Source organism: Pseudoxanthomonas sp. LjRoot127 (genome assembly GCF_964253495.1).
In the GTDB taxonomy this organism is placed as follows: Bacteria; Pseudomonadota; Gammaproteobacteria; order Xanthomonadales; family Xanthomonadaceae; genus Pseudoxanthomonas_A.
Genome location: NZ_CAXUQR020000001.1, coordinates 518,139 through 531,175 on the forward strand (window position 1 = coordinate 518,139; position 13,037 = coordinate 531,175).

The 13,037-nt window shown below is 67.5% G+C and carries 11 protein-coding genes; 3 read left to right on the forward strand and 8 right to left on the reverse strand.

What is annotated here, in order from left to right; genetic code table 11:
- The first annotated feature begins 167 nt into the window (after positions 1-167).
- Together ACSQ19_RS02470 and ACSQ19_RS02475 are read left to right on the forward strand one after the other, a co-directional pair.
- On the forward strand, positions 168-1,472 hold the full coding sequence (locus ACSQ19_RS02470; protein WP_435999784.1) for a hemolysin family protein: 1,305 nt from the start codon (positions 168-170) through the stop codon (positions 1,470-1,472).
- 1 nt (position 1,473) lies between these two features.
- Positions 1,474-2,100, forward strand: a complete 627-nt coding sequence (locus tag ACSQ19_RS02475) for an exopolysaccharide biosynthesis protein (protein WP_435999786.1) — start codon at positions 1,474-1,476, stop codon at positions 2,098-2,100.
- Between the two features lie 102 nt (positions 2,101-2,202).
- Here the strand turns inward: ACSQ19_RS02475 and ACSQ19_RS02480 are convergent, their stop codons facing one another.
- From ACSQ19_RS02480 to ACSQ19_RS02490, 3 genes are read right to left on the reverse strand one after another with little or no spacing between them, the layout of a single operon-like run.
- Positions 2,203-4,323, reverse strand: coding sequence for a putative bifunctional diguanylate cyclase/phosphodiesterase (locus tag ACSQ19_RS02480; protein WP_296282531.1), 2,121 nt, complete (start codon positions 4,321-4,323; stop codon positions 2,203-2,205).
- Positions 4,320-5,249, reverse strand: a complete 930-nt coding sequence (locus ACSQ19_RS02485) for a phosphate/phosphite/phosphonate ABC transporter substrate-binding protein (protein ID WP_435999788.1) — start codon at positions 5,247-5,249, stop codon at positions 4,320-4,322. Before ACSQ19_RS02485 ends, ACSQ19_RS02480 begins: the two co-directional genes overlap by 4 nt.
- A 50-nt stretch (positions 5,250-5,299) precedes the next feature.
- A complete protein-coding gene (locus ACSQ19_RS02490) occupies positions 5,300-6,106 on the reverse strand; it encodes an RNA methyltransferase (RefSeq protein ID WP_435999790.1) in 807 nt (268 codons plus the stop codon).
- A 95-nt stretch (positions 6,107-6,201) separates the two neighbouring features.
- Between ACSQ19_RS02490 and ACSQ19_RS02495 the strand changes: the two genes are divergently transcribed.
- Complete coding sequence (locus ACSQ19_RS02495; protein WP_296282533.1) at positions 6,202-7,023, forward strand: inositol monophosphatase family protein; 822 nt, start codon at positions 6,202-6,204, stop codon at positions 7,021-7,023.
- A gap of 218 nt (positions 7,024-7,241) precedes the next feature.
- On the opposite strand, the gene secF is transcribed toward ACSQ19_RS02495, so the two are convergent.
- The 5 genes from secF to queA form a co-directional block, all read right to left on the reverse strand.
- Positions 7,242-8,225, reverse strand: a complete 984-nt coding sequence (gene secF / locus ACSQ19_RS02500; protein ID WP_296282534.1) for a protein translocase subunit SecF — start codon at positions 8,223-8,225, stop codon at positions 7,242-7,244.
- A 16-nt stretch (positions 8,226-8,241) separates the two neighbouring features.
- On the reverse strand, positions 8,242-10,125 hold the full coding sequence (gene secD / locus ACSQ19_RS02505) for a protein translocase subunit SecD (RefSeq protein WP_296282535.1): 1,884 nt from the start codon (positions 10,123-10,125) through the stop codon (positions 8,242-8,244).
- Between the two features lie 98 nt (positions 10,126-10,223).
- A complete protein-coding gene (gene yajC / locus ACSQ19_RS02510) occupies positions 10,224-10,562 on the reverse strand; it encodes a preprotein translocase subunit YajC (RefSeq protein WP_296282536.1) in 339 nt (112 codons plus the stop codon).
- 280 nt (positions 10,563-10,842) lie between these two features.
- Positions 10,843-11,979 (reverse strand): tRNA guanosine(34) transglycosylase Tgt, encoded by a 1,137-nt coding sequence (gene tgt, locus ACSQ19_RS02515; RefSeq protein WP_435999794.1) that lies wholly within the window; start codon positions 11,977-11,979, stop codon positions 10,843-10,845.
- Entirely contained in the window at positions 11,976-13,010 is a 1,035-nt protein-coding gene (queA, locus tag ACSQ19_RS02520; RefSeq protein WP_296282538.1) for a tRNA preQ1(34) S-adenosylmethionine ribosyltransferase-isomerase QueA, read from the reverse strand. Before queA ends, tgt begins: the two co-directional genes overlap by 4 nt.
- Between the last annotated feature and the right edge of the window lie 27 nt (positions 13,011-13,037).

The following is a 13,037-nucleotide window of genomic DNA, read 5'->3' on the forward strand; positions in this document are numbered from 1 at the left end:
AGCCGAATGTCTCGTTCAGCTTCACGCGTCCGCGCGTCGGTCGTTTGCTAAACTCGCGCCGCGCCTCCGGGTGCACCCTATGGACGACGACCCTACCTCCCCCCACTGTCCCCCGCGACAGACCCCGCCCGCCCTGCCGGCCCTCCCCGCTCTGAACGGAGGCTCCCGTGCTTGAGCTGCTGATCGTTTTTGCCCTGGTGCTGTTGAACGGCTTCTTCGCCATGTCCGAGATGTCGGTCATGACCTCGCGCAAGAGCCGGCTGAAGCAGATGGCCCAGACCAGCCATCGCGCGCAGCGCGCACTCGACCTGTCGGAGAAGCCGGAGAACTTCCTGTCGACCGTACAGATCGGCATCACGCTGATCGGCGTCCTGACGGGTACCTTCGGTGGCGATGCCATCGGCAGCGCGATCGGGGCATGGCTTGTTTCCACCGTTCCGGCCTCCGCGCCCTATGCGTCCAAGATCGGCGTGGGCGTGGCGGTCGCGCTGATCACCTATCTGACGCTGATCTTCGGCGAGCTGGTGCCCAAGCGTCTGGCAATCACCCGTCCGGAAACCATCGCGGGTTTCGTCGCCGTCCCGATGGGATGGCTGGCCAAGCTGACCGCCCCTGCGGTTGCGCTGCTTGCCTTCAGCACGCGCCTGGTGCTCCGCGTATTCGGCTTGGCGGACGACAACAAGGAAGCGGTCACCGAAGAGGAAATCCGCATGCTCGTGTCCGAAGGACACGAGGCAGGCGTGATCGACGCCGACGAACGCAACATGATGAACCGCGTGCTGCGCCTGGGCGATCGCACGGCCGACAGCCTGATGACCCCGCGCAAGAAGATCACGTGGCTGGATGCGGCGGCACCGTACGAAGACAACCTGCGGACGATGCATGATTCCGCGTTCTCGCGCTTCCCCGTGTATCGCGGCAACGACCAGGACGTGGTCGGTGTGCTGGAAGTGAAATCGCTGCTGGACCGCTTCGGCATCGCCCAGCCCGACCTGTTCATCAAGCTGCGCGAGCCGCTGTTCGTGTCCGAATCCACGCACGCGATGAAGCTGCTGGAAATCTTCCGCGAGGAACAGCAGTCGCTGGCGCTGGTGGTCGACGAGTACGGCGAAATTCAGGGCCTGGTCACCCAGAGCGACCTGATGGGTGCCGTGGTCGGCCGCCTGCAGGCAACGGAGAACACCGAAGACGCGCCGCTCGTCGTGGTGCGCGAGGATGGATCGCTGCTGGTGGACGGCTCGCTGCCCAACGACGACCTGCGCGAGTTGATGGGTGGGGTGGCGCTGCCGGACGACGACGAATACAACACGGTCGCCGGCCTGATGATCGAGCGCTTCGGCCGCATCCCGCATGTCGGCGAACGCCTGGACTGGGCCGGCTGGCGGTTCGAGGTGGTCGACCTGGACGGCGCACGCATCGACAAGCTGCTGCTGCAGAAGCTGCCTGAAATCGACGAAGACCTGGCCATCTGACATGGCCGTCGACGAAACACCGCACCACACCAGCACTGCCGCGCTGCTCGACGGCTTCGCGGCCGGCGACCCCGACGAGGTGCTGCGGATCGGCGACCTGCTCAAGGATTTCGGCCCGGCGGCGTTCGGCATGCTGCTCTTCATCGGCGTACTGCCGGCCTTCATCCCGGTGCCGGGCGTCGGCGGCGCCATCGGTGGCCCGATGGTGGTCCTGGTGGGCGTGCAGTTGCTGCTCGGCATGCGCAAGGTCTGGCTGCCGGCCTTCCTGGCCCATCGGGGGCCGCACCGCAGCACGATGATCCGCTTCCGCCAGCGCATGGCGCCGTGGCTGCGCCGCCTGGAGAAGCTGGTGCGACCGCGCATGGCAGGCTTCCTCGACAACCGCATCGCGCTGAGCTTCACCGGCTTGCTGCTGGTGTTGCTGGGCATCCTGCTGGCACTGCCGATTCCCTTCACCAACTACGTGTTCGGCTTCCTGCTGCTGCTGTTCGCGCTGGCGCTGCTCGAGCGCGACGGCGCGCTGCTGCTGGTGGGCTGGATCGCAGGCGGCATCGCGGTGGTCGTGTTCGGCTTTCTGTCGGGGAACCTGTTCGAATCGCTGGCCCGGCTGGTCGACAGCTGGTTCTGAACAAGTCGCGCTGCTGTGGGAGCGACGTAAGTCGCGAGCCTCTCCTCAGCGGCACGTCATCGCGACTGACGTCGCTCCCACGGCGGCCCCGGCGGACGTGCTTCAGGCGATCAGCTGCGCGAACTCCGCCGCAGTCACCGGATATCCCAGCCAGTAACCCTGTGCCAGGTCGCAGCCGCGCTCGCGCAGCAGGTTGAACTGGCCTTCCTTCTCAACACCCTCGGCGACGACGGTGATGCCCAGCGAGTGCGCCATGGCGATGATCGCGGTGGTCAGCGCCAGGTCGTCCGGGTCGCGCAGCATGTCGGCGATGAAGCTGCGGTCGATCTTCACGCCGTCCACGGGCACGCGGCGCAGGTGGCTCAGCCCGGAGAAGCCGGTGCCGAAGTCGTCCAGCCACACCTTCACGCCGGTGCGGTGCAGCGTGGCCAGCAGCGCGCTGGCGTGCGCCTCGTCGCTGATGACGGCGGTCTCGGTCAGCTCCAGGTGCAGGCGCGATGCCGCCAGGCCGGTGTCGCGCAGGCACTCTGCGACCACATCCGGCAGGTCGCCGCTGCGCAACTGGCGCGGCGACACGTTGACCGAGACGAACAACGGATCCAGCGCGTCGCGTTCGGTGCTCCAGCGCGCGGCCGCGGCACAGGCGGCACGCAGCACGCGCGGACCGATGCTCTCGATCAGTCCGCTCTGTTCGGCCACATCGATGAACACCGACGGCGCCACCATGCCAAGCTCCGGATGTTGCCAGCGCAACAACGCTTCAGCACCGACGATGCGGCTGTCGGCCATGCGGAATACCGGCTGGTACATCAGGCTGAGTTCGCCGCGCTCCCACGCGCCCCGCAGTTCCTGCTCCATGCGCACGCGGCGTTCGACGGCCTGGTCCATCGCGCGGCTGTAGAAGCGGTAGCAGTTCTTGCCCGCCACCTTGGCCTGGTACATCGCGATGTCACCGTTCTTCATCAGCGCGGTGGCGCCGGAGGCATCCTCCGGGAACAGCGTGATGCCGATCGAGGTGCCCAGGAATACCTGGCGTTCCTGCACGACGATCGGGCGACCCAGCTCCGCGACCAGTTTCTCCGCCAGGCGGGTCGCGCTGCCGCGCACGTCGCCGTCCTGGATCAGGATCACGAATTCGTCGCCACCGAAGCGCGCGAGCAGCGCATCGTCGCCGCCCATCAGTTCGACCGCGTCGCGGATGCGGTGCGCGAACTGCTGCAGGACCTCGTCGCCGGCCTCGTGGCCCAGCGTGTCGTTGACGCGCTTGAAGTCGTCGATGTCGGCGAACAGCAGCGCCAGCTGGCGGCCGGCGCCGCGCAACATCATCAAGCGATGGTCCAGGCTTTCACGGAACGCCAGCCGGTTGGTCAGACCGGTCAGCGAATCGGTGTAGGCCATGCGTCGCACGTCGCGGTCGTGCCGCGCGATGCTGTCGCTCATCGTGCCGAACGCACGGACGAGCTCGCCCACTTCGTCCTGGCGTTCGCTGGCCATGCGCTCGCCGTTGTAGTTGCCTACTTCGATGTCGTGCGCCGCGCGCGCCAGCTCGCGAATCGGCCTGACCAGCGTGCGCTGCGCGTACACCATGATGGTCACGCACACCGCCACCAGCGCGGCGAGCAACAACGCGATCCAGCCCAGGTGGCGCGCGCCGAGTTCGTTGAGGCGCTCGCGCGCGGCAGTGATCGCCTTTTCTTCGTACGCACGCACGGAGGCCACCGAATAGCCCACGCGCACGCCGCCGATGCGCTCGCTGCCGATCATGATCGGTTCGGACACGTCCACGATCTGCGCCGACCACTGCGTGTGCATGCTGCGCGCATTCACCGCTTCGTAGGCCAGCGGATCGGTCATGGTCTGCCCGTACACCGCGATGTCGGCGGTACCGTCGTGGATGATCCGGCCCTGGTTGTCGTAGACCAGCACGTAGCTGACGTCAGGCTCCTTCTGGGCGGAACGGACGATGCTGCCGATGGTGTCCAGGTCGAAGTAGTACAGCGGATTGGCCAGCGCATCGCCCAACTGGTCGACGGTGGCCTCGCCGTGGCGGCGCAGGCTGTCTTCGACCATGCCGTGCATCGCTTCGCGGCCGAGGTCCGCGACTTCCTGCTGCATCACCTTCTGGCGGTGCAGCAGCGTACCGAGCAGCGCGATCACCACCACCAGCATCAGGGCCATCGCGGCGAGGAAGCGCGCCTGCAGGCCGAATTTCAATGGCTTCATTCGACCTGCTCCCGGACGCGGGTCACGCCACGGCGCAGGTCGTCGAGCGCCTGCTGCGATGCAGGATCGACCGGCAGGAAGCGGGTGGTGCGGAAGAAGACGTTCAGCGCGTCGCGCGCAGCGGGATCGCTGGCCGCCTCCAGCAGCACCTCGCGCAGTCGCGCCTCCACCCGGGGGTCCAGGTCGCCACGCACCATCTCGAGCGCGCGCGGGAAATCCTGCGTCTCGTGGATCACGCGGAAGTCGCGGCGGAATGCCGGCGGCATGCGTCGCACATCGTCCCAGTCCAGGTTGCTGACCACGCCGGCATCGACCAGGCGCTTGTGCACCCAGGCCGCGATGTTGAGCTCGGAGCGGGCGAACACATAACCGACCGAGTCGGCCGAGGGCCGGTCCATCGGCGAGAGCAGGATCTCCATCCGCTGCCCCGCATCCAGCAAGGCGACCGATGGCGCGAAGTAGGCACTGGTCGATGCGGTGTTCTGGAACGCCACCGTCCGCCCCTTCAGGTCGGTCAGGCGCTCAAGTCCGCTGTCGCGCCGGACGAAGAACACGCCGTGGTAGCGGCTGACGCCACCCCGCTCGGTGAGCAGCAACGGCCGCGCGCCGGCGCGCTCCTGCAGCCGCATGCCGGTACCCGCCGTCTCGGTGACCCAGTCCACCCGGCCGCGGCGCAGGTAGCTGGTCATCTGCTGCGCGTCGCGCGCCATCAGGATGCGGCCTTCGGTGATGCCGACATCGCGCATGCGCGGGACCACATAGTCCAGCAGCGGCTTCAGCTGTTCGTAGTGCGCCTTCGGATCGTCGCTGATGCGGCCGAGGACCAGGACGCGCTCATCGCCCGCGGCGTTGGCCGGGACGATGGTGGCGGGGAGCAGGGCTGCGCCGATCGCGGCCAGCGCCAGGCTGAACCAGGTTGTACGCAACGATAGGCGCCCGCCAGAACGATGGCGGCAGCCTATCGGAAAACGTGAGCTCAAGACAGTGATCCGGTCCCGCGATCGCCCGCCAGTCGGGCCATGCGCTGCGCGTCGGCCAGGATGCCGCGCAGCAGGCGCACCTCCTGCTCGTTCAGGTCGGCCTTGGCGAACAGGCGGCGCAGCTTGCGCATCGCCGAATCGGGTGTGCGCCCCTTGTGGAAATCGATCGCGTCCAGCGTGTCGCCCAACTGGCCGAAGAACCCCTCCATGTGGGCATGGCTGGCGGGCACATCGTCCGGGTGACGCGGTTCCGCAGGCGTCGGCACCGCGCCTTCCAGCAAGGCGAGCCTGAGCTCGTAGGCCAGGACCTGCACGGCGGCCGCCAGGTTCAACGAGCTGTAGGCGGGATTGGCCGGGATGTGCACGGCGGCATGGCAGAGCTGCAGCTCCTCGTTGCTCAGGCCGGTACGCTCGCGACCGAACACCAGCGCCACTTCGCCGCCTTCGGAGGCCCGGCCGACCGCGAGCGCGGCGGCCTGCCGCGGCGCGTGCTCCTCGAGCTGCACGCGGCGGCTGCGCGCGGTGCACCCCAGGACCAGGTGGCAATCCGCCACGGCCTCGGCCAACGTGGCCACGACGGGGGCATCGCCGAGCAGGTCATCGGCGCCGGCGGCGCGCCGGTAAGCCTCTTCGGCCGGATAGTCCTCGGGGGCCACCAGCACAAGCCGGGCGAGGCCCATCGTCTTCAGTGCGCGCGCGGCGGCGCCGATGTTGCCGGGGTGCTGGGTGCCGACCAGCACGACGCGCAGGCGGGCGGCCGTGGCCGGGGAGACGGAATCGGGAACGGAAACGGGCGTGTTCATGGAGGCAAATGGTAAACTGCGCGGGCCGGCCACTGCGCCGTGCTGCTCTTTTCCACTCGTTTGCCCCACCCCACGCCTGTCCGAGGTTCGTTCGCATGCAGAAGCCCGTCGTCACCGTCATGACCAAGGCCGCCCGCCTGGCAGGCAACGTGCTGTTGCGCAGCATCAACAAGCTGGATGCGCTGAACGTGGTGCAGAAGGAGCGGATGGACTACGCAAGCGAAGTCGATGCCGATGCCGAGAAGGTCATCATCAAGGAGCTGCGCCGGGCCTACCCGGATTACGGCTTCGTCGGCGAGGAAAGCGGCGCCCAGATCAACGGCCGCTACACCTTCGTGATCGACCCGCTCGATGGCACCAGCAACTACCTGCGCGGCTTCCCGCATTACTGCGTGTCCATCGCGCTGGTGGACAACGGCGAACCCACCGATGCGGTGATCTTCGATCCGCTGCGCAACGACCTGTTCACCGCCAGCCGCGGCGCCGGCGCCCAGCTCAACGAGCGCCGCATCCGCGTGGCCGACCGCAAGGACCTGGCCGGCACCGTCATCACCACCGGCTTCCCCCCGCGCGAGCGCGCCCGTGCCGGTGCGCAGCTGGAATGCGTGCGCGAGTTGCTGGTGCACGCCGAGGACATCCGCCGTACCGGCTCGGCCGCGCTCGACCTGGCCTACGTGGCCTGCGGTCGCGTCGATGCCTACTTCGAGGCCGGCGTGAAGGACTGGGACATCGCGGCCGGCGTGCTGCTGGTGCGCGAAGCCGGTGGCAAGGTCTGCGACTTCCGTGGCGCCGCGCTCGGCAAGATCGACGGACGAACCGCCCTGCCCCGCCAGATCGTGGCCGGCAACCTCAAGGTGGCCGAAGCGCTGCAGAAGACGATCGTCTCGTCGGGTTACGCGGCTTCGTTCAACGGCTGATCGCCTGCTTGTACCTGTAGGAGCGACCTGAGTCGCGACCGGAAACCGGAACATGCGGGAAGCGTCGGCCAAGCGTTCGCCTGACCTGATCGACCGTCGCCGGACCATGTGATCCTTTCGATCTGGCCGTGCGGTCGCGACTGACGTCGCTCCTACAGAAGTCGCCCAAAGAAAAGGCCACGCATTGCGTGGCCTTTTTCGTACCTGAACGACGCCGCTTACGGGCGACGCGCCAGCAACGCTTCGTCCTTGGCCTTCGGCATCAGGTCCTGCTTGGTGACCTTCAGGAAGCCGAGGGTCAGCAACGGGCAGGCCACGAAGATCGAGGAGACCGTGCCGATCACGATGCCGATCATCTGCGAGATCGCCATGCCTTCCAGCGAGCCGCCGCCATACAGGTACAGCGCCAGCACCGTCAGGAACGCGACGAACGAGGTGATGATCGTGCGGGACAGGGTCTGGTTGACCGAGCGGTTCAGCACTTCGACCGGCTCCACGCGCAGGCTGCGGAAGTTCTCGCGCACGCGGTCGAACACGACGATGGTGTCGTTGATCGAGAAGCCCATCACCGACAGCAGGCCGGCCAGGATGGTCAGGTCGAACTCGCGGCCGGTCAGCGCGAAGAAGCCGGCGCAGATCAGCACGTCGTGCAGGGTGGTGACGATGGCCGCCACGGCGAACTTCCATTCGAAGCGCGCGGCGATGTAGATCAGGAACCCCACCACCACGAACAGCAGCGTGTACAAGCCGTTCAGCGCCAGCTCCTTGCCGACCTGGGGGCCGACGAATTCGCTGCGCATCACCGTCGCCTGATTGTCCGGGCTGGATGCCAGGCGGACGACGTCCTGCGCGGTGCGGTTGGTGGCATCCAGGCCGGCGGGGCCCTCTTCGGCCGCCGCTTCTTCCCGTGGCTGCAGGCGGACCAGCAGGTCGCTGCCCGTGCCGAAGGTCTGGACCTGGGCGCTGCCGTAGCCGGCCGTCTCCAGGCGCGAGCGCACGGCATCCACATCGGGCGCCTTCTGGAAGCGCAGTTCCACCACGGTGCCACCGGTGAAGTCGAGCGCGAAGTTGAATCCCTTGAAGGCGATGGCGCCGATCGCCACCACGGCCATGATCACGGCGATGGAAATCGAGATCCAGCGCAGCCGCATGAAGTCGATGCGGGTGTCGTTGGGGACGAGATGCAGCGGGAAGAGTTTCATGGTTCGGTTGCTCTCGTCAGATGGCCAGCGACTTCAGCTTTCGGCGGCGGCCGTAGATCAGGGTGGCCAGGCCGCGCGAGACGGTCACGGCGGTGAACACCGAGGTCAGGATGCCGATCACCATCGTGATGGCAAAGCCCTTCAGTGGGCCGGTGCCGAACGCGTACAGCGCCACGCCCGCCAGCAGCGCGGTCATGTTGGAGTCGAAGATGGTGCCCGACGCCTTGTCGTAGCCGGTGGCGATGGCGGCCAGCGGCGGCACGCCCGCCCGCAATTCTTCGCGTATGCGCTCGTTGATCAGCACGTTCGCGTCAACGGACATGCCGATGGTCAGGGCCAGGCCGGCGAAGCCGGGCAGCGTCATGGTGGCGCCGAACAACGACATCACCGCGACCACCATCACCAGGTTGAGCAACAGCGCCACGCAGGTGATCACGCCGAACATCCGGTAGTACACCAGGAAGAACGCGAGCGCGAAGATGAAGGAGTACACCACCGCCTTGGTGCCGCGGGCCACGTTCTCGGCGCCCAGGCTGGGGCCGACCACGCGCTCCTCGATGAAGTCCATCGGCGCGGCCAGGGAACCGGCACGCAACAGCTTGGCCAGGTTGTCGGCCTCGGTCTTTTCCAGGCCGGTCGTCTGGAAGTTCTTGCCGAACACGCCGGCGATGCGGGTCGGCGCCAGGGCTTCCTCGCGCACGCGCACGCTGCGCACTTCCTTGCCGTCGACCATCGTCACCGTCGGGACGCGCTCGATGTAGACGACCGACATCAGCTTGCCGACGTTGGCGCTGGTGTAGTCGAACATCCGCTGGCCGGCGATGTTGTTGAGGGTCACGTCGACCGCGGGCAGGCCGTTGTTGTCGACGCCCACGCGGGCATTGACCATCTCGTCGCCCGAAGCGAGCACGCGCTTGTTGAGCAGCACCGGACCGGCGTTGTCGCGCAGCTGGTAGACCTTGGCTTCCGGCGGGATGCGGCCGCTGGCCACGGCGTCGGCAGCATTGCCTTCCACCACGGCGCGGAATTCCAGCGTGGCGGTGGCGCCGATCAGGCGCTTGGCTTCGGCGGTGTCCTGCACGCCGGGCAGCTGCACGACGACGCGATCGTTGCCCTGGCGCTGGATGATGGGCTCGGCGACACCGATCTCGTTGACGCGATTGCGCAGGGTGGTGAGGTTCTGCTCGATCGCCTCGGAGGCGATCTGGTCCAGCTCCGCCTGCGGCAGTCCGATGGTGATCTGGTTGCCGCTCGCCTGATAGGTCAGGCCGGCGCCTGCCGCGAGCGTGCCGGCGTTGCCACCGCGCGCACTCAGGGTCTGCGCCAGCGCCTGCTGCGCCGCGGCCACGTCCTCGCCATCCGCGAGCGTCACGAGCAGCGTGTTGTCGGGGCGCCGCTCGACCGCCGTATAGCGGATGCGCTTGTCGCGCAGGGTGACGCGCACGTCTTCCAGATAGCCATCGATGCGCTTGTCCAGCGCAGCCTTCTGGTCGACCTGCATCACGAAGTGCACGCCGCCCTGCAGGTCCAGGCCCTGCACCATCGAACGCGCACCGAGCTTGCCCAGCCAGTCGGGCACCGTGGATGCCAGGTTCAGCGCCACCAGATAGTCCTCGCCCAGTGCCTGGCGCAGTGCGTCGTTGGCCTTGGTCTGCGCGTCCAGGCCGGGCAGGCGGACCAGCAGGGTGCCGTCGTCGACCTCGACCTGCTTGGGCTGCACGCCCGCCTGCTTCAGTGCGGTATCGACGCGGGCACGCAGCGCGTCATCGACGGCGAAGCCGCGATTGGCGGTGATCTGCACGGAGGGGTCCTGGGGGTAAAGGTTGGGAAGCGCGTACAGCGCGCTCGCCAACACGACGATCAGGATCAGGACGTATTTCCAGCGAGGGAATTCAAGCATCGTGGCAACCCGCGCAGACCCTTCCCGGGCATGCGCTCAGCGGTGGTTCGGAACAGCGGGAATCGCGCGGGCCAGACCCGCCGGCGCGAGGAAACGGATCAGGCGGACTTCAGGGTGCCCTTCGGCAGCACATTGCCGACGGCGGCCTTCTGCACGCGGACGCGCACGTTGTCGGCCACTTCCAGGGTCACGAAGTTGTCGCCGATGTCGGTGACGGTGCCTGCGATGCCACCCGAGGTGATGACTTCGTCGCCCTTGGACAGCTTGTCCAGCATGGAGCGGTGCTCCTTGGCGCGCTTCATCTGCGGGCGGATCATCAGGAAGTACATGATGGCGATCAGCGCGATCGGCATCAGCAGGCCGAAGCCGCCCATGCCCTGCTGGGCCGGGGCGGCCTGGGCGATCACGGGGGCAACGAAGAACTCAAGCAGATTCATGGACTTGTCCATTGGGTATGAAAAGCAGCCGGGGATTATGCCACGCGCCGGGAAGGCCCGCCCGGCCTCCCCAGTCAGCCCGGACCGGAAAAGACCGCGTCGGCGCCGGATGGTTCCCGGCCGGCGGTCCGGACATGCACCGCAGAGGACTTCGCCTCCGCCACGAAGCCTTCAGGAGCGCCCCACGGGCGCGATGCCCTTCCGGACGGCCGAAGGAGATCATCGCGGGCATGGCCCGCCCCTACAGAAGCCTCTGGCGGCGTGCGGCCCGGTATCCGGACTACGGCGCCGGAACGATCCCGCGGGCCGCGTAGAAAGCGGCCCGGAAGTCGGCGAATCGTCCTTCGGCGATGGCCGCGCGCATCTGCGCCATCACCTGCTGGTAGTACCAGAGGTTGTGCAGGGTGCCGAGCATGGGAGCGAGCATTTCATTGCAACGGTCCAGGTGGCGCAGATAGCTGCGGGTGAAGCCGTTGCGGCAGGCATAGCAGCCGCAGCCGGGCTCGATCGGCTGCAAGTCGTGCTCGTACTTGGAATTGCGGATGCGTACCGTGCCGAACGAGGTGAAATAGTGGCCGTTGCGCGCGTTGCGGGTCGGCATGACGCAGTCGAACATGTCCACGCCGCGCGCCACCGCTTCCACCAGGTCCTCCGGCCGGCCCACGCCCATCAGGTAGCGCGGCTGGTCCGTCGGCAATTGCGGGCACGTGTGGTCCAGCGTGGCGTTGCGCTCCTGTTCGGTCTCGCCCACCGCGAGTCCGCCGATCGCGTAACCATCGAATCCGATCGCCTTCAGTCCATCCGCCGATCGCGAGCGCAGGTGATGGTGCACGCCGCCCTGCACGATGCCGAACAGCGCAGCGTCGTTGCCTTCATGTGCGCGCTTCGAACGCTCGGCCCAGCGCAGCGACAGTTCCATCGACCGTTCGATCACCCGCGGGTCGACCGGCTTGCCATCGACGTTCACCGGCGGGCACTCGTCGAAAATCATCACAATGTCCGAGCCCAGCACGCGCTGGATGTTCATGCTCTCTTCGGGGCCCAGGAACACCTTGCTGCCGTCCACCGGCGAGGCGAACGTCACGCCCTGCTCGGTGATCTTGCGCCGGTGCGCCAGCGAGAACACCTGGAACCCGCCCGAATCGGTGAGGATCGGCCTGTTCCAGCGAGCGAAGCCGTGCAGGCCGCCGTGCGCACCGATCACGTCCAGGCCGGGCCGCAGGTACAGGTGGAACGTGTTGCCGAGGATGATCTCGGCGCCCAGGTCCTCGACATGCTCCGGCAGGATGCCCTTCACCGAGCCGTACGTGCCCACAGGCATGAACGCGGGCGTTTCGATGGTGCCGCGCGGGAACGTCAGGCGTCCGCGGCGCGCGGCACCGTCGGTGGCCAGCAGGTCGAAGGACATGCGGCTCATGCGGCCGTCTCCGGGAACAGCAGCATCGCGTCTCCATAGGAAAAGAACCGGTACTGCTCGCGCACCGCATGGGCATAGGCGGCCATGATCCGGTCCTTGCCGGCGAACGCGCTGACCAGCATCAGCAGCGTGCTTTCCGGCAGGTGGAAATTGGTGACCATCGCATCGACGCTGCGGATGCGGTAGCCGGGGAAGATGAATATCTGGGTCTCGCCGGCGAAGGGGTGCAGTTCGCCGTCCCGCATGGCGGATTCCAGCGCACGCACGACCGTGGTGCCCACCGCGATCACGCGCCCACCGCGGGCACGCGTCGCACGCACCTGCTCGACCAACGCCGCACCCACGTTCAGCCATTCGCTGTGCATGTGGTGCTCGTGGATGTTGTCCACGCGCATCGGCTGGAAGGTGCCGGCACCGACATGCAGGGTCACGTGGCCGAACTCCACGCCTTGCTCACGCAACGTGGCCAGCAATGCGTCGTCGAAGTGCAGGCCGGCGGTCGGCGCAGCGACCGCGCCCAGTTCGCGCGCGAACACGGTCTGGTAGCGCTCGTCGTCGTCCTGGCCGGGCTCACGCTGGATATAGGGCGGCAACGGCAGGCGACCGGCCTTCTGCAGCCAGCTTTCGAGTGCGCCGGGCACATGGAAGCGCAACTGGTAGAACTCGCCGTCGCGGCCAACCACCTCCGCCTCGCCGCCGGCATCCAGCTGGATGCGGCTACCGGGCTTGGGCGACTTGCTGGCACCGACCTGGGCGCGCGCCGCGTTGTCCGGCAGCAGGCGCTCGATCAGGATCTCGACCCGTCCGCCGCTTTCCTTCTGCCCGAACAGTCGCGCCGGGATCACGCGCGTGTCGTTGAACACCAGCAGGTCACCGGGCCGCACCCACTCGGGCAGGTCGCGCACGTGGCGGTCCACGAACGGCACTTCGCCCGGCGGCACGACCAGCAGCCGGCTGGCGGAACGCTCCGGCAGCGGCGCCTGGGCTATCAGCGCCTCGGGCAACTCGAAATGGAAATCGGACTTCTTCACGTGCGGGGCCTTGCGGGGGCGTGCATT

Coding starts and splice junctions, on each gene's coding strand:
- ACSQ19_RS02475 (WP_435999786.1), top strand. CDS start 1,474: ATGGCCGTCGACGAAACACCGCACCACACCAGCACTGCCGCGCTGCTC.
- ACSQ19_RS02480 (WP_296282531.1), bottom strand. CDS start 4,323: ATGAAGCCATTGAAATTCGGCCTGCAGGCGCGCTTCCTCGCCGCGATG.
- ACSQ19_RS02490 (WP_435999790.1), bottom strand. CDS start 6,106: ATGAACACGCCCGTTTCCGTTCCCGATTCCGTCTCCCCGGCCACGGCC.
- ACSQ19_RS02495 (WP_296282533.1), top strand. CDS start 6,202: ATGCAGAAGCCCGTCGTCACCGTCATGACCAAGGCCGCCCGCCTGGCA.
- secF (WP_296282534.1), bottom strand. CDS start 8,225: ATGAAACTCTTCCCGCTGCATCTCGTCCCCAACGACACCCGCATCGAC.
- secD (WP_296282535.1), bottom strand. CDS start 10,125: ATGCTTGAATTCCCTCGCTGGAAATACGTCCTGATCCTGATCGTCGTG.
- yajC (WP_296282536.1), bottom strand. CDS start 10,562: ATGAATCTGCTTGAGTTCTTCGTTGCCCCCGTGATCGCCCAGGCCGCC.
- tgt (WP_435999794.1), bottom strand. CDS start 11,979: ATGAGCCGCATGTCCTTCGACCTGCTGGCCACCGACGGTGCCGCGCGC.